Genomic DNA, 24222 nt, shown 5'->3' with positions numbered 1-24222 from the left:
GGCGGACCGACACCGGTCCGCCCCTCCAACTCCCTTGCCGCTAAGGCTATTTGACCGCTCCGGCCATGACGCCGGACACGAACTGCCGCTGGAACGCGAAGAAGACGGCCAGCGGGACCACCATCGAGATGAACGCGCCGGGTGCCAGCACGTCGATGTTGTTGCCGAACTGCCTTACCTGCGTCTGGAGCGCGACCGTGATCGGCTGGCTCCCGGAGTCCGAGAAGATCAGCGCGACCAGCATGTCGTTCCACACCCACAGGAACTGGAAGATGCCGAGAGCGGCGATCGCCGGGCCGCCGAGCGGCAGCACGACACGGAAGAACAGCCGCAGTTCACCCGCCCCGTCCAGGCGTGCCGCCTCCAGCAGCTCCCTCGGGATCTCCGCGAAGAAGTTCCGCAGCAGGAACACCGCGAACGGCAGACCGAATCCGACGTGGAAGAGCACCACGCCGAGCACCGAGCCGAAGATGCCGATGGAGCCGAAGAGTTCGGCGATCGGGATCAGCGCGACCTGCACCGGTACGACCAGCAGGCCGACCACGGCCAGGAACCACCAGTCCCGGCCAGGGAAGTCCATCCACGCGAAGGCGTAACCCGCCAGCGAGCCGATGATCACCACCAGCAGGGTCGCCGGGACGGTGATCCACACCGTGTTCAGCAGGGAACCGGTGATGTCGTCGTTCTCCAGCAGCTTCGCGTAGCTGTCGAAGGTGATCTGCGAGGGCTCCGTGAACACCTTCCACCAGCCGCTCGCCGCGATGTCCTCCGGCGAGCGGAGACTGGCCAGCAGCAGACCGAGCGTCGGCACCAGCCAGAACAGGCCGACCAGGATGAGGAACACCCTCACCAGCCCACCGCTGACGCTCTCGGCGAGCCGGGACCCCAGCGACTGCTTCGCCTTCATCGCCGCACCTCCCGCCTCAGCCGACGCACGTTGAACCACATCACCGGGATCACGAGCAGCAGCAGGAACACCGAGATGGCGCTCGCGATACCGGGCTGGTCCTCGGAGAAGCCCTTGCGGTACAGCTCCAGGGCCAGGACGTTCGCGTCGTCCTGGGCGGAGCCGGGGGCGATGATGAAGACCAGGTCGAAGACCTTCAGCACATTGATCATCAGGGTGACGGTGACGACCGCGAGGACCGGCGCCAGCAGCGGCACCGTGACCCGTCTGAACACCTGCCACTCACTCGCCCCGTCGACCCGGGCGGCCTCCAGCAGCTCCCGGGGCACGCTCGCGAGCCCGGCCGCGATCAGCACCATCGCGAAGCCCGCCCACATCCAGATGTACGAGCCGATGACGGCCGGGGTGACCAGGGACGGGCCGAGCCAGTCCAGGCCGTTGTACGGCTCCTTGAAGTTGCTTGCCGGAAGCCTCAGTTGGGCCCCGTCCGCCGAGGCCGGCAGCGTGAAGGTGCCGTCGCCTGCCGCCGTCGCCGAGGCCACGGCCCTGCCGTCCTTCACCGCCTCGACCTTCATGCCGGCGTAGCCCAGTTCGGCCGCGTCGACCCCGCCCAGCGTGCCCACGCCCTTGCCCCGTGTGAAGTCCTGCCAGGTCGTACCGGTGATCTTGCCCGGCTCGGGCTTCGGCGCGACGGCGGCCTTCGCGCCGTCGGGCATCAGATCGGGCGCCACACCCACCAGGGGCAGCGAGACCGGCTCGCCCGCGCGGACGGGCGACTTGGTGATGAACGCGCCGCCGCCGGCCGGCTCCAGCGGCGACTCCCGGCCCGGGTGGGCCTTCGGGAACGCCGACGCCTGGGCGAACGTGTCGTGCACGCCCACCCACACCGCGTTCGCCACGCCCTTGTCCGGATCCTGGTCGTACACCAGGCGGAAGATGATGCCCGCCGCCAGCATCGAGATCGCCATCGGCATGAAGACGACCAGCTTGAACGCCGTACCCCAGCGCACCCGTTCGGTCAGCACCGCGAAGACCAGGCCGAGCGCCGTCGCGACCGTCGGCGCGAACACCACCCAGAACACGTTGTTCTTCAGCGCGGTGCGGATGCCCTCGTCGGTGAAGAGGGCCTTGTAGTTGTCTATCCCGGCGAAGCTCTCGCCGGGCTGGTCGTAGAAGCTCCGCACGACCGAGTACCCGATCGGGTACACCACGAGCGCGCCGAGCAGGACGAGCGCGGGCAGCAGGAACAGCGCCACGACGGTCCTGCGGGTGCCGGTCACGCTCTTGCGCGTCTTGGGAGCGGCAGGGGGCCCGTTGCCCCCTGCCGCCGTGGCCGACGTCATGACATCAGTCTCCGTAGGCCGCGGCCGCTGCGGCCTCCAGCTTCGCCTGGGTACCCGCGATGTCCTTCGGGCTCTTCAGGAAGTCCTGCAGGATCTTCCACTCGCCCTTGCCCGGTGTGCCGCCGAAGGCCTGCGGGGTCTGGTCGGACATGTCGAAGCGGAAGTCGTCGCCGGCGCCGATGAGCGCCTTGGCGATCTTCTGCTGCACCGCGTTCGGGTACGCGGAGTTCGGCACGTTCTTGTTCGGCGAGAGGTAGCCGCCCAGCTTGGCCTGGATCTGGGCCGCGTCGGGCGAGGCGAGCCAGGTGGCCAGGGCCTGCGCCCCCTTCGAGTCCTCCAGGATCACGGCCGCGTCGCCGCCCGAGACCACCGGCCCGTTGTCACCGACCGCCGGGAACGGGAACACCTTCGCGTCCGTGCCGACCTTCATGCTCGAGGGGATGTTGACCTGCGCGAAGTCGCCCGCGGCGACCATGGCGGCCTTGGGCTGGTCCCCGCCGGTGAAGACCTGGGTGACGGAGGCCGGGAAGTCGGTCTGCAACGCCCCGTTCGCCCCGCCCGCGATGTAGTCCGGCTTGCCCCAGACCTGCGCGAGCGTGGTCAGCGCGTCCTTCACGGACGGGTCCGTCCACTTGATCTCGTGCTGGGCCAACTGGTCGTACTTCTCCGGGCCCGCCTGGGAGAGGTAGACGTTCTCGAACCAGTCGGTCAGCGTCCAGCCCTCGGCGCCGCCGACGGAGAACGGGGTGACGCCGGAGTCGTAGACCGTCTGCGCGGTGTTGAGCAGATCCGGCCAGGTCTCGGGCTCGCTGGCCCCCGCGTTCTCGAAGACCTGGTTGTTGTACCAGATCAGGGACTTGTTGGCGGCCTTGTAGTAGACGCCGTACTGCTTGCCGCCCACCTTGCCGATGTCCTGCCAGCCCTGCGAGTAGTTCTCGCCGAGCTCCTTGAGGGCGTCGGCGCCCAGCGGCTTGGCCCAGCCCCGGTCGACGGCCTGCTTGATGGCGCCCGGCTGCGGCAGCATCACGACGTCCGGCGGCTGCCCGCCGGCCACCTTCGAGCCGATGAAGTTGACGATCGGGTCCTGGGCGGGCACGAACGTGACCTTGGCGCCCGTGCGCTTCTCGAACTCCGCCAGAACCTTCTTGAAGTTGGCCTGTTCGGTGCCGCTCCACACGGCGGCGATCTCCAGGCTCGTCCCGTCCAGCTTCGGCAGGGTGACGTTGTCGGCGGTCTCCTCGGCGGTGCCCTGGTTTCCACCGCCGCTGTCGCCGTCGCCTCCGCAGGCGGTGAGCGAGAGCGCGAGCGCTCCCGCGGCGACGGCGGCCGCGGCCTTGGCGGCTCTGCGGTGCTGGGGGGTCGCCTTGTCGTGCCTCGGCGACCAGCGTGTCCGGATGGTGCTGCTCGTCATGCGCATGACTGCCCCGTTCTTCGTTCCTCGTCGAACGTCGAGCGCGCTCCCGTGCGATCTGGTCTACGCCCGGGTGTGCGGGGGCGGCAAGATGGCGTCGGCTGTCGAGCGGGGGATCGTGACTCCCTCGTGACCAGGGGCTGAACCCTCTGTTCACGGGGCAGGGTCGGCTTCCGGCCAGTGCCATGTACGCGTGCCGGCGACTGCTACAGAAGGGACGGCACCTCTGCCGCCGAGACCTCCCTCGCCGCCCTTTCCAGCGCGCTGGCCAACAGTGCCAGGTCGGTCGGGCCGTTTCCGAGTTCCCGCACCGGGCGCCGGGCCGGAGGGTCACCCATGCGGTGCCATTCCAGCGGTACGACCGTGGGGCGCAGGGTCGCCGTCCGGGGGATACGGCCGGTGACCCGCCCGCCCTGCAGCGGTGTGACCCGCCCGTCCGCGCAGGTCAGGCTGCCCCGGCCGGGCGCGGGCTCGTCCGGACCCGGTGCCGGGGTGTCGAGCTTGACGCGCAGGGTGGCCCGGCGGGCCGGTTCCGTCTCCGCCGTACGGGGGCAGGGGCCGGAGGCCGTCACCAGGTGGACGCCCAGCCGCTCGCCCTCCCGGGCCACGGCCTCCAGCGCGCGCATCACCGAGCCGGCTGCGGGCCGCCCGGTCGAGCCGAGCGCGGGGGAGACCAGGGCGTCCAGATCGTCGACGACCACGACGAGCCGGGGCAGCGGCGACGCCGCCTCCGTCTGCCGCCGGGCCGCTCCGGGCCGTAGCCGCATGGTCGAGCTGGACGGGGAGTCGAGATCCCCGGCACCGGCCTCGGTCTGGGCGCCGCCCCGGGCCGTGGCCGTGCGCTGGGCGACCATACGGCCCGACAGCTCGCGACCGCTGTGCCACTCGGTGAAGTCCGAACGGCCCAGCAGCTCGGCGCGCCGCTTCAGCTCGGCGCTCAGGGACTGCGCGAACTCCCGCATGCGGACCGGGTCGTGGGCCGAGAGATGCGTGGTGACATGCGGTACGTCCGTACACACCCGCAGTCCCTCGCCGTGCCCGCCGCTCGAGCCCGCCGCGGGGCCGGGGCCGCCCCGGCCGTCGACCAGCACGATGCCCAGGCGGTCCGGCCGCTCGGCGGCGGCCAGGGACGCGACGACCGCCCGCAGCAGCTCGGTGCGGCCGCTGCCCGGCGGGCCCTCGATCAGCAGATGCGGTCCCTGGGCCGCGAGGTCCGCGCCGACCGGGCCGCGCGGCCCGGCGCCCAGCACCGCGCGCACCCGGCCGCCCAGCGCGTCCGCGTCGTCGGCCGCGTCCGCCCAACGTGCCATCAGCGACGCCGGGGTGGCCCGGGCCAGGCCCAGTTCGTCCAGCAGCCGGGCCGCCTGGGGCAGGGGCGCGGAGACGCGCGGCTGCCGCTCACTCGTCGCCGCGTCCGTCCGCAGGGGCGCCAGCGCCCGCGCGAAGCGCTCGGCCCAGGCGGGGGAGACGGCGTCGACGGTGGCGACGGTGCCGTGACCGGCCGGTGCGGAGCCCGCTCCGGCCCGGGCCACGCGCATCAGCCGCAGCGCCGTCGCCACGTCCCCGCTGAGCAGCGCGACCGCGCCGCACTGCCGGAACGTCGGCGACACCGCGCAGGCCGCCTCGTACGTCTCCGTCACCGGCGAGGCCGGGGAGGCGGCGGGCGTCTCGGCCAGACACACCACGTGGATACCGGCCCGCGGGCCCTCCGCCGCCAGCCGCGCCACGGCCTCGCGCAGATCGGCCCCGCCGGGGTCGCCGTCCACGACGAGCACGGTGAACGGGCCGGGGAAGGGGACGGCGTCCCTATCAGGACCGTCGTCGGGGGCCGGGTGGCCGGTGACGGGGTCGGTGCTCCCCGCCCCCGCCTCGGCCAACTGGTCCTCCAGGCGGCGGAGGAGCTCGTCGGCGCGGGCCGCGGCCTGTTCCCGGTCGTGGGCGAGGAGCAGCCGGCAGTCCTGGCCGTGCCCGGGCCGGACATGCGGCAGCCAGCCCAGCCAGGACCACTCGGCGGTGCGCTCCTCCAGCGGGCGGGAGCGGTCCGCGGCGATCAGGACGATCTCCAGCATGTCGGGGGAGTGCAGCGCGGTGAGCTGGGCCAGCAGGGCACGGGCCAGCCCGCCGAGCCGTGTCCGCGGTCCGGCCAGACCCAGCGCGCCGGCCTCGCGCAGCCCGGCGGTCACCGGCACCGCGGGCAGCAGGCCCGAGCCGTCCGGCACCGCCCGGTCGGCCGTGCCGAGACGCACCGCGAGCGCCTCCGGGTGACCCGGACCGCGCTCCCAGAGCCGGGGCCCGGGACCCAGTGCCGTCAGCAGCAGGGTGGCCGGATCCGGCCAGGTCTCCGGCACCGCCGGCGCGACGGCCGACCGCTCCGCCGCCCCGCCGGCCGGCTCGTCCTCGTACACCTCGCGCGGGTCCGGCCCCTGCTCCCCACGCCCTCCGGCCAGCCGCCGAGCCCAGGCCCCGATACCGCCCCGCCTGCGGGTCCCTTGGGGTATGTCGGTGCCGCGGAGGGGAGTGCCTTTACGTCCGCGCCCGGAGGGCTCGCCCGGGGTGCCGGCCGGGGTGTCCTGTCCGGGGTGAGCGTTTCGTCCGGCGTCAGGGTGTCCGGCCGGGGTGCCCTGCCCGGGGCCGCGATCGGGGCGAGCGTCTCGTCGTGCGTCGGGGTGTCCGGCCGGGGTGCCCCGACGCGGGCCGCCACCGGAGCGACCGTCCCGTCCCTGCCCGGCGTCCGAGGAGGCCGACCCGTCGACGGCTCCACCACGAGGCCCGGTGCCGAAGGCCCCACCGGTGCGGTCAGCCCCGCCACCGGCGTAAGCCCCGTCGTCGGCGCGGCCCCGACGGTCGGCGACCGCCCCGCCACCGCCGTGCGTCCCGCCCTCGGCGTATGCCCCGCCTCCGGGGTGTGTCCCGCCTCCGGGGTGTGTCCCGTCCTCGGCGCGTGCCCCACGGCCGGCGACTGCCCCGCCACCGCCGTGCGCCCCGCTACCGCCGTACGCCCCGCCACCGCAGTGCGCCCCGCCCCCGGCGACCTGTCCGCCCGGCGCCCCCGCTGCTCCGAAGCGCCCCGCATGGGTGTCGCCGTCGCCGAGGCCCGCCTGCGACGACGCGTCGTGCTGCCGGGAGGCGTGGGACGGGCCGTCGGGTGAGGCCATGGGCGACGAGCCGTCGGCGGCGCCGCGCTGCCGGGGCGGTCGGGCCACGCCGTCCGGAGAGGCCGGGCGCGTCCCTTCACGGGCGGAAGCACGCCCGGAGTCGTCGGGGAAGCCTGCCGAAGCCGTGCTTCCCGGGGCCCGTGAGACCCGCCGCCCACGCCCACCGGTGCCCGGCCTGGCCTGCTCGGCCCCCGGGTACGCCCCGAGCCCAACCGGCCCGGCCCCCTCCGCACCCCGGCTCTCCACCCGGGGCGCCCCGCCCTGCCCCGGCACCACGCCCGGGTCGCCCGAGCCCTGCCCGGTCGCGCCGGGCGTGCCCCAACCCGCCGAGCCGTAGGCATGCCGCGTAGGACCGGAAGGCCCGGCCGGCGTCGGGTTCGTCGCGTGCGGGCGGGCCGCCGAGCCGTCGTCCCCGGCAGGGTCCGGCACGCGCACGTGGCCCTCCCCGTCCGGCGTGGTACCGACCCGGGCGCCCGGTCCTCCGGCGGGAGCCAGCCGCAGGGCCGACTCGCCGATCCGCAGCAGCGCCCCGGGGGCGAACCGGACCGCGCGGCCGCTCACCGGCCTGCCGTCCAGCGTCGTGCCGTTCGTGGAGTCCAGGTCGGCGACCGCGACGCGGCCGTCGGCGCCCACGGTCACCGTGCAGTGCAGCCGCGAGACGTCCGGGTCGTCGAGGGGCACGTCGGCGTCGGCGGAGCGGCCGATGCGGATCTCGCCGCCGTGCAGCAGATGGACGCCGCCGGCGTCGGGGCCGGCGACCACCTGGAGCTGGGCCGGGGCGTCGTCCAGCTCGGGGTGCGGCTCCGGCTCGCCCGGCGCGCCCACGGACAGCACCGCGCCGTCGGTCAGCGGGGGCTCGCCGAGCGTGCAGCGCTGGGCGTCGAGCCGCTGCTCCCCGGCGTACAGCACCACCGTGCCCGAGCCGTCGCCGCCGGAGACCACCTGGGCGAGCCCCGAGGCCACCGCCGCGAGCGCCGTACCGGCGGGCGCCGTCACCAGCACGTCGCTGCGTGGGGCACGGCCCTGCGCCGGCGCCGACGGGCCCAGCGGGTCTACGACGGTCAGCCGGATCTGCATCGCCGTCAGCGGTCCCTTCTGCCCGGGCGCGGAGTCCCCCACCCCGCCCCAGCACGTCGGCCAATACTGCAGGCATCCTCGCACCTGCCACTGACACCGCGCCCCTCGCTCGGGAAAAGGTGATCTTGATTGGTCGGCTCTGCCCGCAAAAGTGCCTGAGAGATGACCCACAGGCGACGTCTTGAGATCAGTCACGTTCGTTATCGGCAACCACAAGACCGAGGTGAGCGTCTTCGCTTCGAACGGATGTGAGAACGGCTACGTAAGACCCACAGAAAGCTGACACTCCGGTCCCCGGCATCGCGGCACTACAGTGGGTCGGACACAGGCCAGCAGGCAAGGCAAGCAGCAGGGAGCGCATGACGTGCGGCCGGTAGGCAGCAAGTACCTGCTCGAGGAGCCGCTCGGACGCGGCGCCACGGGCACCGTCTGGCGAGCCCGCCAGCGCGAGACCGCGGGCGCCGAGGCGGCCGTGCCGGGACAGCCCGGCGAGACCGTCGCCATCAAGGTCCTCAAGGAGGAGCTGGCCAACGACGCGGACGTCGTGATGCGGTTCCTCCGGGAGCGCTCCGTCCTGCTCCGGCTGACCCACCCGAACATCGTCCGGGTCCGTGACCTGGTGGTCGAGGGCGATCTGCTGGCCCTGGTCATGGACCTCGTCGAGGGCCCCGACCTGCACCACTACCTGCGCGAGAACGGCCCCTTCAGCCCCGTCGCCGCGGCCCTGCTCACCGCCCAGATCGCGGACGCGCTCGCCGCCAGCCATGCCGACGGCGTCGTCCACCGCGACCTCAAGCCGGCGAACGTCCTGCTCCAGCAGTACGACGGCCGGATGCACCCGCTGCTGACCGACTTCGGCATCGCCCGCCTCGCGGACTCCCCGGGGCTGACCCGCACCCAGGAGTTCGTCGGCACCCCCGCGTACGTCGCGCCCGAGGGAGCCGAGGGCCGTCCGCAGACCTCCGCCGTGGACATCTACGGCGCCGGCATCCTGATGTACGAGCTGGTCACCGGCCGTCCGCCGTTCGCCGGCGGCTCCGCCCTCGAGGTGCTGCACCAGCACCTGAGCGCCGAGCCGCGCCGCCCCTCCACGGTCCCGGACCCGCTGTGGACGGTCATCGAGCGCTGTCTGCGCAAGAACCCGGACGAGCGGCCCAGCGCCGAGAACCTCGCCCGCGGCCTGCGCGTCGTCGCCGAGGGCATCGGCGTGCACGCGAACTCCGCGCAGATCGCCGCCGCCGAGGGCGTCGGCATGCTCCTGGCGCCCGACCCGGCGCCCGCGCCCGTGCCGGACATGTCCGGCCAGGCCGACCCCACCCAGGTCCTCCCGCAGGGCGCGGGTTCGTACGACCCGAACGCGGCGACCAGCGTCATGCCGCACACCGGCGGCCCGGCCGGCGCCGGCGACCCCACCTCGGTCATGCCCCACCGGGGCGCGGCCGACCCGACCGCCGTCATGCCCCCGGTCCCGCCGGGGTCGCCCGGCCACCCCGGTCAGCAGGGCCAGGGCGGCGGGCCCGAGGACCCGCACCCCTGGCAGAACCAGCTGCGGGCCGCCCGCGACCGCAACGAGCAGACGCAGGTCCAGAACTACCTCGACCCGGGGCAGGACCCGCTGCGCCGCCGCCCCCAGCGCCAGGTCGCCCGGCCGCAGCAGCCTCCGCAGCGAGGGCACCAGCCCCCGCCCGGACCCGGCTACGGCCATCCGCAGCAGCAGCCCCAGCAGTACGCCCCGCAGCATCAGGCCCAGCAGCCGCAGCGCTACGCCCCGCCCCCGCCGCCTCCTCAGCCGCAGCAGCCCCAGCAGCCCCAGCGGCCGCAGCGCGAGCCCCGGCAGCCGCGGCAGCGCAGCGCCAACCCGATGCGGATCCCCGGGCTCGGCTGTCTGAAGGGCTGCCTCTTCACGATCGTCATCCTGTTCGTCGCCGGCTGGCTGATCTGGGAACTGAGCCCGCTCCAGGAGTGGATCGGCACCGGCAAGGGCTACTGGGACCAGCTCACCGACTGGTTCGGCACGGTGACGGGCTGGATCGAGAAGCTCGGCGGGAGTTCGGGCGGGAACTGACCCGAACCGCCATGCGGGGTTGGTGATTTGTCGACACCTGGCGGGTGATTTCCGCCCGGGCGGTGAAGGTTGGCTCTTCCTGCGCGTAGTTTTAGCGACAACACGCGTCGGTAGGAGCAGCCTTGGCACGGAAGATCGGCAGCCGGTACACCGCCCACCAGATCCTGGGGCGGGGCAGCGCCGGCACGGTGTGGCTGGGCGAGGGGCCCGAGGGCCCGGTCGCCGTCAAGCTGCTGCGCGAGGACCTCGCGTCCGACCAGGAACTCGTCGGACGCTTCGTGCAGGAGCGGACGGCGCTGCTCGGCCTGGAGCATCCGCATGTCGTGTCCGTGCGCGACCTGGTGGTGGACGGCAACGACCTGGCGCTGGTCATGGACCTCGTCCGCGGTACGGATCTGCGGACCCGGCTGGAGCGGGAACGCCGGCTGCCGCCCGAGGCGGCCGTGGCGATCGCGGCGGACATCGCCGACGGGCTGGCGGCCGCGCACGCGGCGGGCGTCGTGCACCGGGACGTGAAGCCGGAGAACGTGCTCCTGGACATGCAGGGCCCGCTCGGCCCCGGCGGTTCCCACCGCGCGCTGCTGACCGACTTCGGCGTGGCGAAGCTCATCGACACCCCGCGCCGGACCAAGGCCACGAAGATCATCGGCACGCCGGACTACCTCGCCCCGGAGATCGTCGAGGGCCTGCCCCCGCGCGCGTCCGTCGACATCTACGCGCTCGCCACGGTGCTCTACGAGCTGCTCGCGGGCTTCACTCCGTTCGGCGGCGGCCATCCGGGCGCGGTCCTGCGCCGGCACGTCACGGAGACGGTCGTCCCGCTGCCCGGCATCCCCGACGAGCTGTGGCAACTGCTCGTGCAGTGCCTGGCCAAGGCGCCGGCCTCACGGCTGCGGGCCTCGGAGCTCGGGGCGCGACTGCGGGAGCTGCTGCCGATGCTGGCGGGCATGCCGCCGCTGGAGGTGGACGAGCCCGACCCGGAGTCCGAGGAGGAGGCCGACCGGGAGGAGCAGCCGGCGGGCCCGGCCCCTTCCGGGGAACGGATCCGGCGGCGCGGTGCGGTCCCCCTCGTCCCCGGCGCGAAACCGGCCGACTCCAACCGCGACACCCACACCTCGATGCGCGTCCCCGCCCCCGACGAACTGGCCGGCGGCGCCCACGGCACGGCCCGCGCCCCCCGCACCCCCGGTACCCCCCGCCCCGGCTCGGCCCGCAACCGCGCCGCCGCCCGCCGCCGCCGCGTGGCCCTGGGCGCGGCCGCGATCGCCCTGGCAGCCGCGATCGGCGTCGGCGCGTGGCTGTCCACCTCGGACGACGACACAAGCCCCCCTCCCCAGGACACAAGGAACTCGGCCCCACAGTCGCCCTGACCTGTCGGCCCTGCCCGCCCGGCGATGGCCGCCGGGCGGAGCCGTTACGCTGGAGGCGTGGCAGTCGTCGATGTATCCGAAGAGCTCAAGTCCCTCTCCTCGACCATGGAGTCGATCGAGGCCGTTCTGGACCTCGACAAGATGAGGGCAGACATCGCCGTGCTCGAGGAGCAGGCGGCCGCGCCGTCCCTGTGGGACAACCCCGATGAGGCGCAGAAGATCACCAGCAAGCTGTCCCACCTCCAGGCCGAGGTGCGCAAGGCCGAGGCCCTGCGCGGTCGCCTCGACGACCTGGGCGTCCTCTTCGAGATGGCCGAGGAGGAGGACGACCCGGACACCCGCGCCGAGGCCGAGTCCGAGCTCACGGCCGTGAAGAAGGCGCTGGACGAGATGGAGGTCCGCACCCTCCTCTCCGGCGAGTACGACTCCCGTGAGGCCCTGGTGAACATCCGCGCCGAGGCCGGCGGCGTCGACGCCGCCGACTTCGCCGAGAAGCTCCAGCGCATGTACCTGCGGTGGGCCGAGCAGCGCGGCTACAAGACCGAGATCTACGAGACGTCGTACGCGGAGGAGGCCGGCATCAAGTCGACCACCTTCGCCGTCCAGGCGCCCTACGCGTACGGCACGCTCTCCGTCGAGCAGGGCACGCACCGGCTCGTGCGCATCTCGCCCTTCGACAACCAGGGGCGCCGCCAGACCTCCTTCGCGGGCGTCGAGGTCCTCCCCGTGGTCGAGCAGACCGACCACATCGAGATCGACGAGTCCGAACTGCGCGTCGACGTGTACCGCTCGTCCGGCCCCGGCGGCCAGGGCGTCAACACCACCGACTCCGCGGTGCGCCTCACCCACATCCCCACCGGCATCGTCGTCTCCTGCCAGAACGAGCGCTCGCAGATCCAGAACAAGGCGACGGCCATGAACGTGCTCCAGGCCAAGCTGCTGGAGCGGCGCCGCCAGGAGGAGCAGGCCAAGATGGACGCCCTCAAGGGCGACGGCGGCAACTCCTGGGGCAACCAGATGCGTTCGTACGTGCTGCACCCGTACCAGATGGTCAAGGACCTGCGCACCGAGTGCGAGGTCGGCAACCCCGAGGCCGTGTTCAACGGTGAGATCGACGGGTTCCTGGAGGCCGGAATTCGCTGGCGCAAGCAGCAGGAGAAGTAAGTTTGTCGACAAGGCAACTGCCGATGCGCGTTCGGCAGTTGCCTTTTCTGTGCCCGCTTGTCTGGCTTTTACATCACACTCACAGAGTTCGACTCTCCGCATAGCCCCCAGAGTTGGACATGGCGCCCGCAAACGCCCTTGACGTGTTCTTGAAAAATGGGAAGGGTAAAGCGCGGCATGCGTGTCTCTGGGGCGCATGTGAACCGGGGGGCTCCTTCACCGCAGCCGCCCTGTCGATCGCAGCCCCGAGCCCTGCCTCACTGACGAGCTACTGGGGGTAGCAACCACATGACGAAGAAGACGCGGATCCGTGTCGCACGGATAGCGGCCGGCGCCGTGATCGCGGCCGGTGCCTCGCTGACCGCCGCCGGTGCCGCATCCGCCGCGGAGGCCGAGGACTGCCTGCTCGGCATCCTGTGCGCCGACGAGTCGCCCACTCCGACCCCGACGCCGACGGATGTCCCCACGGACATCCCCACCGACGTCCCGACGGACCTCCCGACCGACCCGCCGTCGACCGAGGAGCCCACCGACGAGCCCACCGAGCCCACGGACGAGCCCACCGAGCCGACCGAGGACCCGACCGACGCGCCGACCGACCCGGGCAACGGGAACGGCAACGGCGGCAACGGCAACGGTGGCAACAACGGCGGCGGCAACAACACCGACCCCGACGGCGGCACCTCCCCGCAGGAGGAGGGCTCCTCCTCCCTCACGGACACCGGCTCGGACTCCACCCCGGCGGCCCCGCAGGGCCAGGCTCAGGCCCAGGGCAACGGCGCGGAGCTCGCCGAGACGGGTGCCGCGCAGACCACCTTCCTGGTGATCGGCGCCGCCACGATGATCGCCGGCGGTGTCGGCTTCCGCCTCCTGCCGCGCCTCGTGGGCGGCCGCGGCGGGGCCGCCGCCTGACGGTGGCCGTGTCCGTACGGACCGTAGGCACAGCGTGACGCCGAGGGCCCGGAGCGAAATGCTCCGGGCCCTCGGTCTTGTCCTTCGCCTTCGCCTACGTCCTCGGGGGGCTTCCGGGTCTTCGGGCTTCCGGGTCTTCCGGTCGCGCCGCTACGCGGTCTGGTGGGCCAGCAGGGCCACGGCCGCGATCAGGATCGTCAGCAGGGCGATCAGCGCCATGGGGTTGAGGTTCGCGAGGAAGTTCTCCTGCTGCAGGCGCTCGCGGTTCGCGCGGCACACGGGGCAGCGGCCCTCGCTGACGGGGGCCGCGCAGTTCGCGCACACCAGCCGGTCGTACGTCATGCGCGTGCCCTCCTTGCGACGGTTCCACGTGTCCAACGTGTGCGGGGGCGGGAATGTTCCCCTCTCCACTTTGCCAGGTTCCTCCGCGGGGTGCGCGGTCGCCGACGAAGAGGTGGTGGCGCATCGCACCCCTCGGGGGTCGGCACAAAACGGAACATCCATGGCGCAACCACGGTCGGTGACTGCGCCGCCCTCCCCGGTTCGCGTATGGTCACGCTCATCTACCCCCGGCGACCCGTGGTGCATCCGTGATCCGATTCGACAATGTCTCCAAGGTCTACCCCAAGCAGACCCGCCCCGCCCTCAGGGATGTCTCCCTGGAGGTCGAGAAGGGCGAGTTCGTCTTCCTCGTGGGGTCCTCCGGCTCCGGAAAGTCCACCTTCCTGCGGCTGATCCTCCGCGAGGAGCGGTGCAGCCACGGGCAGGTGCACGTCCTGGGGAAGGACCTCGCGCGCCTCTCCAACTGGAAGGTGCCGCAGATGCGGCGCCAGCTGGGGACGGTCTTCCAGGACTTCCGCCTGCTGCCGAACAAGACGGTCGGCGAGAACGTCGCCTTCGCGCAGGAGGTCATCGGCAAGTCGCGCGGCGAGATCCGCAAGTCCGTACCGCAGGTGCTCGACCTCGTCGGGCTCGGCGGCAAGGACGACCGGATGCCCGGCGAGCTGTCCGGTGGTGAGCAGCAGCGCGTCGCCATCGCGCGGGCCTTCGTCAACCGTCCCAAGCTGCTCATCGCCGACGAGCCCACCGGCAACCTCGACCCGCAGACCTCCGTCGGCATCATGAAGCTGCTCGACCGCATCAACCGGACGGGCACCACCGTGGTGATGGCCACGCACGACCAGAACATCGTCGACCAGATGCGCAAGCGCGTCATCGAACTGGAGAAGGGCCGCCTCGTCCGCGACCAGGCCCGCGGTGTCTACGGCTACCAGCACTGAGACCGCACCCTAGATCACGGAAAGGCATAACCAGACGCCATGCGCGCCCAGTTCGTCCTGTCGGAGATCGGCGTCGGTCTCCGCCGCAATCTGACGATGACCTTCGCCGTCATCGTCTCCGTCGCCCTGTCGCTCGCCCTGTTCGGCGGGTCGCTCCTGATGAGTGACCAGGTCAACACCATGAAGGGCTACTGGTACGACAAGGTCAACGTCTCGGTCTTCCTCTGCAACAAGAGCGACGCCGAGTCCGACCCCAACTGCGCCAAGGGCGCGGTGACCGAGGACCAGAAGAAGCAGATCAACACCGACCTCGACAAGATGGGCGTGGTCGAGAAGGTCACGTACGAGTCGCAGGACGCGGCGTACAAGCACTACAAGGAGCAGTTCGGCGACTCCCCGCTGGCCAGCTCCCTCACGCCGGACCAGATGCAGGAGTCGTACCGCATCAAGCTGAAGGACCCGCAGAAGTACCAGGTCATCGCGACCGCCTTCGACGGGCGGGACGGCGTGCAGTCCGTTCAGGACCAAAAGGGTATTCTGGACAATCTGTTCGGTCTGCTCAACGGCATGAACTGGGCGGCGCGGGCGGTGATGGCGCTGATGCTCGTCGTCGCGCTGATGCTGATCGTCAACACCGTGCGCGTCTCGGCGTTCAGCCGGCGGCGCGAGACCGGCATCATGCGCCTGGTCGGAGCCTCGGGCTTCTACATCCAGGCGCCGTTCATCATGGAGGCCGCGGTCGCCGGGCTCATCGGCGGGACGGTCGCCTGCGGGTTCCTGGTGGTCGCGCGGTACTTCATCATCGACCACGGTCTGGCGCTGTCCGAGAAGCTGAATCTGATCAACTTCATCGGCTGGGACGCGGTCCTGACCAAGCTGCCGCTCATCCTCGCGACGAGTCTGCTGATGCCCGCGTTGGCCGCGTTCTTCGCGCTGCGCAAGTACTTGAAGGTGTGACACATGCCAACAGGGGCCGTGCGGTCAACCGACCGTACGGCCCTTCCCCTTGTCCTAGACTCACCGGCATGTCAGGTCGTGACCCGTTCTGTCAGCCCCGTCGCATCCGCCGCGGGGCGGCCCTGACCTTGCTCTTCACGAGCGTGCTCGTCGCCGGCGCGGCCACCGGGTCCCTCCCGCAGGCCGACCGGAAGTCCGCTCCGGACGAGGTCCGTTCGGCCACCCCGGCCGGGCGCCACGCCGCTGTCGCCCGGGCCGCCGAGGAGGCCATGGCCGACGGCAAGTCCCCGATGGAGGCCGCGAAGCGCGCGGTCAGCCGCAGCGGGGACCGCTGGGGCGCCGTCTACTCCCAGGGCGAGTACGAGGAGTTCGAGGAGTCCCTCGACGGCCAGTACACCGGCGTCGGGCTGTGGGCCCGCAGCGGACGGGACGGCCGGATCGAGGTGACCAAGGTGCGCTCCGGTTCGCCCGCGGCCACCGCCGGGATCCGCCCCGGAGACCTGCTGCGCAGCGTCGACGGCGAGAAGACCGACGGGCGGCCCGTCACCGAGGTCGTCTCCTTACTGCGCGGGGACGCCACCGAGGCCACCGCCGGCACCACCGTCCGCCTCGGCCTGGAGCGCGGCACGCGCGCGTGGAGCGAGACCCTGCGCCGGGCCCGGCTGTCCACGGACCCGGTCACCGTCCGGGAAGCCGCCGGTGCGGTCACCGTCATCAGGGTCGACACCTTCACCAAGGGCTCCGGCGACAGGATCCGCGAGGCCGTCCGGCAGGCCCCGCGCGGCGCCGGCATCGTCCTCGACCTGCGCGCCAACTCCGGCGGCCTGGTCACCGAGGCCGTCACCGCCGCCTCCGCCTTCCTCGACGGCGGCCTGGTCGCCACCTACGACGTCGACGGCGAACAGCGCGCCCTGCACGCCGACCCCGGCGGCGACACGACGAGACCCCTGGTCGCGCTCGTCGACGGCGGGACGATGAGCGCGGCCGAGCTTCTCACCGGCGCTGTCCAGGACCGCGGACGGGCCCTCGTCGTGGGCTCCCGCACCTTCGGCAAGGGCTCGGTCCAGATGCCGAGCCGGCTGCCCGACGGCTCCGTCGCGGAGCTGACCGTCGGGCACTACCGCACCCCCTCCGGCCGGGGGGTCGACGGCCGGGGCATCACACCGGACCTGGAGGTCGAGGACGGTGCCGAGAGGCGGGCCGAGACAGTATTGACTGGCCTCGGACCCCCCTCGTAGTGCGAAAATGGCCGCACTATGGCGAAGGAAAAGGTAAAACGCAAGGCCGCGAAGGCCGCCGAGAAGGCACCCGCCCGGAAGATGGTCGCGCAGAACAAGAAGGCGCGGCACGACTACCACATCATCGACACGTACGAGTGCGGCCTGGTCCTGATGGGGACCGAGGTCAAGTCGCTGCGGATGGGCCGGGCCTCCCTGGTGGACGGCTTCGTGCACATCGACCACGGCGAGGCATGGCTGCACAACATCCACGTCCCCGAGTACGTGCAGGGCACCTGGACCAACCACTCCGCCACCCGCAAGCGCAAGCTGCTGCTGCACCGGGCGGAGATCGACAAGCTGGAGTCCAAGTCCCAGGAGACGGGGCACACGATCGTGCCGCTGGCCCTGTACTTCAAGGACAGCCGGGTCAAGGTCGAGATCGCGCTCGCGAAGGGCAAGAAGGAGTACGACAAGCGGCAGACCCTCAAGGAGAAGCAGGACCTGCGGGAGACGAACCGCGCGGTCGCGGACGCCAAGCGGCGCCAGCGCGGCGCCTAGCGGGCGGCCGCGCCGAGCGGCTGACCGGCGGCTCCCCGTGGCTCCTGGCGGGCCGCGCGGGAATTGGCTGGCCCCCTCGGGCGTTGGTCACGTACGATGGGCACTGCCCCGCACAGCCGGGGCGTGGATTGATAAAACAACATGGGGATGATCGGTTTCGACAGCGGATGTCGAAGCAGGGGAAGCGAGCCGAGGAAGCGGCAATGATCTCGTAAACCATATGTCGCAACCAATAATCGCCAATTCCAAGAGCGATTCCCAGTCCTTCGCCCTCGCTGCCTAATAAGCAGTGAGTGAAGGACCCTTAATGGGTGTCAGCCCGGGGGTGTTCCCGACCCGGACCCTGGCATAATCTAGGGAACTAAACCATCGAGCCCGGTCACGGGGTTCGGTGGGAAATCAAACAGTGACTGGGCCCGTCGGAGACTTGTTCGCGAGATCACCGGGGCCGAGAAAATCGAAGCGAACTGCGCTCGGAGAAGCCCTCCTTTTGCACCGTTGGACGCGGGTTCGATTCCCGCCATCTCCACTCATCCCATGTGGGCACAGGCCCCGTCGCTTCGAGCGGCGGGGCCTTTGTCATGGCCGGACGGCGTGGCCGTCGGCATCGGCGTAGGCGTCGGCGAGAGTCCAGGGGGTCGCCGGGTCACTGCACGACGCTCGCAGGGCCTCCCCTTCGCGTACGACCGTGAAGGTCACGTCCCCGACCGGCACCGTCACCCGGTCGCCGTCCCGCAGGCCGTACGCCCGCAGGGTCACCCCGGCGGCATGGTCGTAGTCCGGGCGGTCGTCCACCGCGCCCACCGGGATCACGGCCCCGGGCCGGACCAGCAGCGGCACGCTCAGGAACCCGTGCCGCTCGCGCACCCAGCGCGGGCCGGTCACCGTCTCTCCGGTGAGGAAGTGGGTCCAGGTGCCCTCGGGGACGTAGTAGGTGACGTCGCCCTCGTCGCTGAACACCGGCGCGACCAGCAGGTCCGGGCCGAGCATGTACTGCCGCTCCAGGTGCGCGCACCCCGGGTCGTCCGGGAACTCCAGCACCATCGCCCGCATCACCGGCACGCCCTCGGCGTGGGCGGTCCGGGCCGCCTCGTACAGATAGGGCATGAGGCGCAGCTTCAGCCGGGTGAAGTGGCGCGCGACCTCCACCGACTCCTCGTCGAACAGCCAGGGCACGCGGTACGACGAGGAGCCGTGCAGCCGGCTGTGCGAGGAGAGCAGGCCGAAGGCCAGCCAGCGCTTGAACAGGGCCGGTGTCGGTGTGCCCTCGAAGCCGCCGATGTCATGGCTCCAGAAGCCGAACCCCGACAGGCCGAGGGACAGGCCGCCGCGCAGGGACTCGGCCATCGACTCGTACGTCGCCTCGCAGTCGCCGCCCCAGTGCACCGGGAACTGCTGGCTCCCCGTCGTCGCCGAGCGGGCGAAGAGGACCGCCTCCTCCTCGCCGCGCTGCTTGCGCAGCACCTCGAAGACCGTGCGGTTGTAGAGGTACGTGTAGTAGTTGTGCATCCGCTCCGGGTCGGAGCCGTCGGACCAGGTCACGTCGAGCGGCACGCGTTCGCCGAAGTCGGTCTTGAAGCAGTCGACGCCCTGCGCGAGCAGCGCCTCCAGCTTGGCGGCGTACCAGTCGCGGGCGGCCGCGCTGGTGAAGTCGACCAGGGCCATGCCGGGCTGCCACATGTCCCACTGCCAGACGCTGCCGTCCGCGCGCTTCAGCAGATGCCCGAGCGCCTTGCCCTCGGCGAACAGCGGGGAGCGCTGGGCGATGTACGGGTTGATCCAGACGCTGACCCGCAGGCCCCGGGCCTTCAGCCGGGCCAGCATGCCCTCCGGATCCGGGAAGACCCGCGGATCCCACTGGAAGTCGCACCACTGGTACTCGCGCATCCAGAAGCAGTCGAAGTGGAAGACGGAGAGCGGGAGCTCACGCTCCTTCATGCCCTCGATGAACGACGTCACCGTCTCCTCGTCGTACGAGGTGGTGAAGGACGTCGACAGCCACAGGCCGAACGACCAGGCGGGCGGCAGGGCCGGGCGGCCGGTCAGGGCCGTGTACTTGCGCAGGATGTCCTTCGGGGTGGGGCCGTAGATGACGTAGTACGTCAGCTCCTGGGTCTCCGCGCTGAACTGCACCCGGGAGACGACCTCCGAGGCGACCTCGAAGGACACCTGGCCCGGGTGGTCGACGAAGACGCCGTAGCCCGCGTCCGTGAGGTAGAAGGGCACGTTCTTGTAGGCCTGTTCGCTGCACGTGCCGCCGTCGGCCTGCCAGATGTCGACGACCTGTCCGTTCTTCACCAGCGGGCCGAAGCGCTCACCGAGGCCGTAGACGGCGGTGCCGACCTGGAGCACCAGCTGTTCGCGCAGGTGGTGGGCGCCGGTCGCGTCCCGCATGATGCCCATGCTCTGGCAGCCGCTGCTGGTGAGCGTGCGGCCGCGCGCGGCGAACTCGACGTGCCAGGGGCCGCCGCGGGCCACCCGGACCGACAGCTCGCCCGAGGTCAGGGTCGTGTGCTCGTCGTCGTACGCGATCCGCGCGGTCGGCCGGGAGTCGGTGAGTTCGAACTCCGGGCCGCGGGGCTGCCCGCCCGTGAAGTGCGTCATCGTCAGGCCGATGACGTCGGGCATGGGGGTGTGGGCGCGGAGTGTCAGGACGGGGCCCGTCATCAGGTCGCCGCGGGAGCGGATGGGCCGGGTCGGCGCGTGGAACTCCAGCGCGCCGTCCGACTCGGTGACGTCGAGGACCTCGGCCGGGTGGGCCGCGGTGACGCCCTCACGCAGGAGCCAGTAGCCGTCGGTGAACTTCATGTGGGGGCCCCTAACTTCCCGGCGCACGGTGTCCAAGCGGTGTCGAAGCGCTTCGACAAGCGAACGTATGCGGGGTGCGTGAGGGCGTCAATGGGGTGTCCAGCAATCGGTGAAGCGTTTCGACGCGCTGCCCAGGGACAGCACCAGGGCCAGGGCTGCCGCCGTCACCGGGATCCCGTAACCGGCCGTCGCCGACACATGCTCCACCGTCCAGTCGCCGAGCGCGCCGCCACCGGCGATGCCGCCCAGCAGGCCGGTCACCGCGAGGGTCATGCCCTCGTTCAGCCGGCCCTCGGGGGTGCGCTGCTGGACCAGCGCCATGGTGGTGACCATCGTCGGGGCCGTCGCCATCCCGGCGACCAGCAGCGCGCCCGCGAGGCAGAGGAGAGAGCCGGTGAGGCTCGCCGCGAGCAGCGGCAGGGTCAGCAGGGCGGCCATCGCGGCCACGCACCACGGCAGCCGTGTCGCCGCCGGCCCGGTGGGCTTCGCGGTGCCGTACAGGAGGCCCGCCGCGCAGGAACCGGCCGCCTGGAGCGCGAGTACGGCACCGGCCGCCGACTGGTGCCCCTGTCTGTCGGCGAACGCGAGGGTGACGACCTCTGTCGAGCCGAAGATCCCGCCCATCGCCAGACAGACCGCGAGCAGCGGGGGCATGCCGGGGGCGCGCAGCGGCGCCTTCGCGGGTATGCGCTCGCTGACCGGCGGCTCCGTCGCACGCCGGGTCGTGAACAGGAGCATCCCCGTCAGCAGCAGCACCGCGCCGACCAGCGTGCCCGCCTCCGGGAACGCCCCGCACAGGAAGGCCGCGAGGACCGGGCCCAGCATGAAGCACAGTTCGTCCGCCGCCTGCTCGAAGGAGTGGGCGGTGTGCAGGCCCTTCGGGTCACCGGCCAGCAGATGGGCCCAGCGGGCCCGGGACATGCCGCCGGTGTTGGGGGTCGTGGCGGTGGCGGCATAGGAGGCGAACAGGGTCCAGTCCGGGGCGTCGTGACGGACGCACAGCAGAGCCGCGAGGGAGCCGAGGACGGCGATCACCGTGGCGGGCAGGGCCACCCGGGCCTGGCCGTACCGGTCGACGAGCCGTGCGGTCCACGGCGCGACCACCGCCGTCGCCGCGAGCCCGGTCGCCGTGACGGCACCGGCCAGGGCGTACGAGCCCCGCGTCCCGGCGATCATGACGACCGCGCTGACGCTGAACATGCCCATCGGCAGCCGGGCGATCAGGTTCCCGGCGGTGAACGCGCGGGCGCCCGGCAGGCGGAAGAGGCGGCGGTACGGGGTGAGATGCGGCATGCCCCCACCGTCGCCCGGCGGTGATCAAGCGGTCCAACACCTGTTCCGTACGGACTCACGCACCTAGGTTGTAGGACACTTTACGTTTCTTCATACAGAGATATGGAGAGTCCTGATGCTTCTATTGGCGCATGGAAAAGATGCTCAACGGGGAAATCCTTCACTCGTTTGCCGCGCATCCGCCGAAGTGGGCCGACGGTTAGTCGGTACATGACCGAGGCGACCAGGAAAGACGGCTGGGCGGTAACGCTCGGCCCGTACACCTACATTCCCGCTCCGGCGCACTCGTCGGCCACTGTCAACGGCACGCTCACCAACGGCGGTTGCCCGGTCACGCTGCAGGTGACCGAGCCGGTTCTGCGCGATTTCATCGACACCATGAGCGTCCTCGAAAAGGATCTCGCGCGACGGTGGATCAGTGCGACGGAATGGCCCGCATTCGCGCTCGCAGAATAGTCGGGTCGCGCTATGTATGACAATAAAATCGAAGGCAGTGGCCGGCACCGGGCTCCGGACCGGGAATTCTTCACCCCCCTGACACCGCCGGACCCGACCTGGGATCCGGCCGAGGAACTGGCGTTCATCCTCGAGGAAGCCCTCGGGCAGCAGGCGGCGAGGGTTCCCGCCCCTCGTGACGAGGTGATCGAGGCGGACCTGGACCCGGTGGATCCGGAGCCCGTACCGGTCCGTGTCCCTTCGGGCGCCCACATGCGGCGTCTCCAGGACATCACCGAGGAACTGCCGCCCGTGCGGGACATCCACCGCCGCCACCGCAAGGTCCGCATCCGCAAGAGACCCGGCCTGCTCCGCACCACCAGCCTCTTCATCGCCGCCCTGGCGGCCGTGATCGCCTCCGCGGTGAGCCTCCTGGGCGGCATGGTCGCCTACGACCCCCTGCGCCTGGTCGGCGTCTCCCCTGAGGGGAAGAGCTTCGGGAGCTGGTGGCCCCTGTTGGTGTACGGGCCCTGGCTGGTGGCCTCCCTGTCCGTGCTGCGGGCCGCGCTCCACCAGCGCCGTGCCGTGCACTCCTGGTGCGTGGTCCTGGTCTTCTCCTGCGTCGCCGTACTGCTCTGTGTCGCCCAGGCGCCGAGGACCGTGCTCGGCACCGCGGCGGCAGCCCTCCCGGGCGTGGCGGCCCTGGCCTGCTTCCAGCAGGTCGTCCGCCAGATCACCCTGACCCGCCCGCCCCTGCGCTCGGTACCCCGCCACCGTCTGGGCCAGTCCGGACCACGCGACGCACCCGGCACCGAGTCCGGCGAGACGCCGGGCCAGGCCGAGACTCCCGGGCGGGGCGGGGCTCCGGGGCGGGGCGCCGGCTCCTGAGTCCTCGGGGTGTTGGGGGGAGCGGGCTGAGTCCTCGGGTTGTCGGGGCGAGCGGTGCCGGCTGAGCCCTCGGGCTGTGGGGGAGCGGCGACGCCCGAGCCCTCGGGCTGCCGGGGAAGCGGGGCCGCCTGAGTCCCCGCGCTGTCGGGGGAGCGGTGTGGTCCGAGCGCTCGGGCTGTCTGCGGAGCGGGGTGGCCTGAGTCCCCGCGCTGTCGGGGGAGCGGTGTGGTCCGAGCGCTCGGGCTGTCTGCGGAGCGGGGTGGCCTGAGTCCCCGCGCTGCTGGGGCGGCGGTGTCACCTGAGGCCCCGAACCGTCGGGGAGCGGCCTCGTCCCGCCGCTCCCCGCTGTAGGTTCGCCGCATGCCCGCCCACCTCGATCCCCGACTGCTGCGGGGCTTCGTCACCGTCGCCGAGGAGCTGCACTTCACCCGTGCCGCGGTGCGGCTTCACGTGGCGCAGCAGGCGCTCAGTCGGGATGTGCGGCGGCTGGAGCGGGAACTGGGGGCCGAGCTGTTCGTGCGGACCACCCGGCAGGTGACGCTCACGCCCGAGGGGGAGCGGCTGCTGCCGTACGCCCGGCGGGTGCTGCGGGCGCAGGACGAGCTGCTCGCCGCCTTCGACCAGGCCCGGCCCCTGCTGGTGGACCTCAACTCCCCGGGCCTGGCCACACCGCGCCGGGTGCTGCACCGGGCGCGCGAACTCGCCCCCGGCCACGAGCTGATGGCCCGCTACGAGAGCGGCCTGACCGGAGCCGCGGGGGAGTTGCTCGCCGGGCGGCTGGACGCGTCGTTCGGACGGTTCGAGGGGCTGGACCCGGCGCTGCGGGCCGGGCTCGACCACCAGCCCGTGCGGTACGAGCCGATGGCGGTCGTACTGCCCGAGGACCACCGGCTGGCCGCGCTGGAGACGGTGCCGCTCGCCGAGCTGGCCGGCGAGACCGTCTACGCGGGGCCGGCAATCCGCGCACACCGGAGTGGACCGCCCTCGCGCGGCAGCTGTTCGAGGGGCGGGGCATCGAGATCGCGCCGCCCGCGCCGCTGGCCGTGGGCGAGGAGGAGTTCCAGCGGATCATGGCCAGAACGCGCAACCCGGTCCTGGCCGTCGTGGGGTTCCCGGCCCTGCCGTCGATGGTGTCCCGGCCCCTGGTCGATCCCGTTCCGCTGTCTCCCGTGTCGCTGGTGTGGCGCAGGGGCCTGACCCACACCGCGTTCGACGCGCTGCGACTCGCGGCGGCCCGGCTGGCCGCGGAGGAGGGGTGGCTGGACAAGCCCGCCGGGGGATGGATTCCGGCCGGGGACGATGTCCGCATGGCGTCTCGCGACTGACACGATTCGGTACGCGGTCCACACGGAACCTCCGCGTGCGCTACATTCAACGCC

At 72.0% G+C, this 24222-nt stretch carries 17 protein-coding genes, 1 other RNA gene and 1 pseudogene; 12 read left to right on the top strand and 7 right to left on the bottom strand.

Annotated elements, in window-relative coordinates; translation table 11 throughout:
* Window positions 1-46 precede the first annotated feature (46 nt).
* The 4 genes from ACFT4A_RS28905 to ACFT4A_RS28890 form a co-directional block, all read right to left on the bottom strand.
* On the bottom strand, window positions 47-907 hold the full coding sequence (locus ACFT4A_RS28905; RefSeq protein ID WP_382835505.1) for a carbohydrate ABC transporter permease: 861 nt from the start codon (window positions 905-907) through the stop codon (window positions 47-49).
* Window positions 904-2250, bottom strand: coding sequence for a carbohydrate ABC transporter permease (locus ACFT4A_RS28900; RefSeq protein WP_382835502.1), 1347 nt, complete (start codon window positions 2248-2250; stop codon window positions 904-906). The genes ACFT4A_RS28905 and ACFT4A_RS28900 overlap by 4 nt, the downstream gene beginning before the upstream one ends.
* A 4-nt stretch (window positions 2251-2254) precedes the next feature.
* On the bottom strand, window positions 2255-3667 hold the full coding sequence (locus ACFT4A_RS28895; RefSeq protein ID WP_382835499.1) for an ABC transporter substrate-binding protein: 1413 nt from the start codon (window positions 3665-3667) through the stop codon (window positions 2255-2257).
* A gap of 200 nt (window positions 3668-3867) precedes the next feature.
* Window positions 3868-7893: an FHA domain-containing protein gene (locus ACFT4A_RS28890; RefSeq protein WP_382835495.1), complete on the bottom strand. Its 4026-nt coding sequence runs from the start codon at window positions 7891-7893 to the stop codon at window positions 3868-3870.
* A 364-nt stretch (window positions 7894-8257) separates the two neighbouring features.
* Between ACFT4A_RS28890 and ACFT4A_RS28885 the strand changes: the two genes are divergently transcribed.
* The 4 genes from ACFT4A_RS28885 to ACFT4A_RS28870 all read left to right on the top strand — a co-directional run bounded on the left by ACFT4A_RS28885 (window position 8258) and on the right by ACFT4A_RS28870 (window position 13404).
* A complete protein-coding gene (locus ACFT4A_RS28885) occupies window positions 8258-9958 on the top strand; it encodes a serine/threonine-protein kinase (protein WP_382835493.1) in 1701 nt (566 codons plus the stop codon).
* Window positions 9959-10080: 122 nt separating this feature from the next.
* Window positions 10081-11328, top strand: coding sequence for a serine/threonine-protein kinase (locus ACFT4A_RS28880; protein ID WP_382835490.1), 1248 nt, complete (start codon window positions 10081-10083; stop codon window positions 11326-11328).
* A 57-nt stretch (window positions 11329-11385) separates the two neighbouring features.
* Window positions 11386-12492 (top strand): peptide chain release factor 2, encoded by a 1107-nt coding sequence (gene prfB, locus ACFT4A_RS28875; RefSeq protein WP_189723994.1) that lies wholly within the window; start codon window positions 11386-11388, stop codon window positions 12490-12492.
* Window positions 12493-12780: 288 nt separating this feature from the next.
* Window positions 12781-13404, top strand: a complete 624-nt coding sequence (locus ACFT4A_RS28870; protein WP_382835487.1) for a hypothetical protein — start codon at window positions 12781-12783, stop codon at window positions 13402-13404.
* A gap of 150 nt (window positions 13405-13554) precedes the next feature.
* On the opposite strand, the gene ACFT4A_RS28865 is transcribed toward ACFT4A_RS28870, so the two are convergent.
* A complete protein-coding gene (locus ACFT4A_RS28865; protein ID WP_382835484.1) occupies window positions 13555-13746 on the bottom strand; it encodes a hypothetical protein in 192 nt (63 codons plus the stop codon).
* Between the two features lie 248 nt (window positions 13747-13994).
* Between ACFT4A_RS28865 and ftsE the strand changes: the two genes are divergently transcribed.
* The 5 genes from ftsE (at window position 13995) to ssrA (ending at window position 17951) form a co-directional block, all read left to right on the top strand.
* A complete protein-coding gene (gene ftsE / locus ACFT4A_RS28860; RefSeq protein ID WP_184593314.1) occupies window positions 13995-14684 on the top strand; it encodes a cell division ATP-binding protein FtsE in 690 nt (229 codons plus the stop codon).
* 39 nt (window positions 14685-14723) lie between these two features.
* Entirely contained in the window at window positions 14724-15641 is a 918-nt protein-coding gene (ftsX, locus tag ACFT4A_RS28855) for a permease-like cell division protein FtsX (RefSeq protein ID WP_382835479.1), read from the top strand.
* A 68-nt stretch (window positions 15642-15709) separates the two neighbouring features.
* Window positions 15710-16879 (top strand): S41 family peptidase, encoded by a 1170-nt coding sequence (locus ACFT4A_RS28850; RefSeq protein WP_382835477.1) that lies wholly within the window; start codon window positions 15710-15712, stop codon window positions 16877-16879.
* A gap of 18 nt (window positions 16880-16897) precedes the next feature.
* Entirely contained in the window at window positions 16898-17419 is a 522-nt protein-coding gene (gene smpB / locus ACFT4A_RS28845) for an SsrA-binding protein SmpB (protein ID WP_215121058.1), read from the top strand.
* A gap of 143 nt (window positions 17420-17562) precedes the next feature.
* Window positions 17563-17951: a transfer-messenger RNA gene (ssrA, locus tag ACFT4A_RS28840) on the top strand.
* A gap of 47 nt (window positions 17952-17998) precedes the next feature.
* Here the strand turns inward: ssrA and yicI are convergent.
* Together yicI and ACFT4A_RS28830 are read right to left on the bottom strand one after the other, a co-directional pair.
* Window positions 17999-20227, bottom strand: a complete 2229-nt coding sequence (gene yicI / locus ACFT4A_RS28835) for an alpha-xylosidase (RefSeq protein ID WP_382835474.1) — start codon at window positions 20225-20227, stop codon at window positions 17999-18001.
* An 87-nt stretch (window positions 20228-20314) separates the two neighbouring features.
* Window positions 20315-21520: an MFS transporter gene (locus ACFT4A_RS28830; RefSeq protein ID WP_382835471.1), complete on the bottom strand. Its 1206-nt coding sequence runs from the start codon at window positions 21518-21520 to the stop codon at window positions 20315-20317.
* 210 nt (window positions 21521-21730) lie between these two features.
* Between ACFT4A_RS28830 and ACFT4A_RS28825 the strand changes: the two genes are divergently transcribed.
* From ACFT4A_RS28825 to ACFT4A_RS28815, 3 genes and pseudogenes are all read left to right on the top strand, one after another.
* Window positions 21731-21976, top strand: coding sequence for a hypothetical protein (locus tag ACFT4A_RS28825; RefSeq protein ID WP_086604464.1), 246 nt, complete (start codon window positions 21731-21733; stop codon window positions 21974-21976).
* 12 nt (window positions 21977-21988) lie between these two features.
* Complete coding sequence (locus ACFT4A_RS28820; protein ID WP_382835468.1) at window positions 21989-22843, top strand: hypothetical protein; 855 nt, start codon at window positions 21989-21991, stop codon at window positions 22841-22843.
* Window positions 22844-23203: 360 nt separating this feature from the next.
* Window positions 23204-24168: pseudogene (locus ACFT4A_RS28815) on the top strand (LysR family transcriptional regulator).
* The last annotated feature ends 54 nt before the right edge of the window (window positions 24169-24222 follow it).

This window comes from Streptomyces sp. NPDC057099 (assembly GCF_042671245.1).
In the GTDB taxonomy this organism is placed as follows: domain Bacteria; phylum Actinomycetota; class Actinomycetes; order Streptomycetales; family Streptomycetaceae; genus Streptomyces; species Streptomyces purpurascens.
This window is presented reverse-complemented; position numbering and strand designations above follow the sequence as displayed.

Bases quoted from the DNA above. Each gene is read 5' to 3' on its own strand.
- ACFT4A_RS28905 (WP_382835505.1), bottom strand. From the start codon at position 907: ATGAAGGCGAAGCAGTCGCTGGGGTCCCGGCTCGCCGAGAGCGTCAGC.
- ACFT4A_RS28900 (WP_382835502.1), bottom strand. From the start codon at position 2,250: ATGACGTCGGCCACGGCGGCAGGGGGCAACGGGCCCCCTGCCGCTCCC.
- ACFT4A_RS28895 (WP_382835499.1), bottom strand. From the start codon at position 3,667: ATGCGCATGACGAGCAGCACCATCCGGACACGCTGGTCGCCGAGGCAC.
- ACFT4A_RS28890 (WP_382835495.1), bottom strand. From the start codon at position 7,893: ATGCAGATCCGGCTGACCGTCGTAGACCCGCTGGGCCCGTCGGCGCCG.
- ACFT4A_RS28870 (WP_382835487.1), top strand. From the start codon at position 12,781: ATGACGAAGAAGACGCGGATCCGTGTCGCACGGATAGCGGCCGGCGCC.
- ACFT4A_RS28865 (WP_382835484.1), bottom strand. From the start codon at position 13,746: ATGACGTACGACCGGCTGGTGTGCGCGAACTGCGCGGCCCCCGTCAGC.
- ftsX (WP_382835479.1), top strand. From the start codon at position 14,724: ATGCGCGCCCAGTTCGTCCTGTCGGAGATCGGCGTCGGTCTCCGCCGC.
- ACFT4A_RS28850 (WP_382835477.1), top strand. From the start codon at position 15,710: ATGTCAGGTCGTGACCCGTTCTGTCAGCCCCGTCGCATCCGCCGCGGG.
- smpB (WP_215121058.1), top strand. From the start codon at position 16,898: ATGGCGAAGGAAAAGGTAAAACGCAAGGCCGCGAAGGCCGCCGAGAAG.
- yicI (WP_382835474.1), bottom strand. From the start codon at position 20,227: ATGAAGTTCACCGACGGCTACTGGCTCCTGCGTGAGGGCGTCACCGCG.
- ACFT4A_RS28830 (WP_382835471.1), bottom strand. From the start codon at position 21,520: ATGCCGCATCTCACCCCGTACCGCCGCCTCTTCCGCCTGCCGGGCGCC.
- ACFT4A_RS28825 (WP_086604464.1), top strand. From the start codon at position 21,731: ATGACCGAGGCGACCAGGAAAGACGGCTGGGCGGTAACGCTCGGCCCG.
- ACFT4A_RS28820 (WP_382835468.1), top strand. From the start codon at position 21,989: ATGTATGACAATAAAATCGAAGGCAGTGGCCGGCACCGGGCTCCGGAC.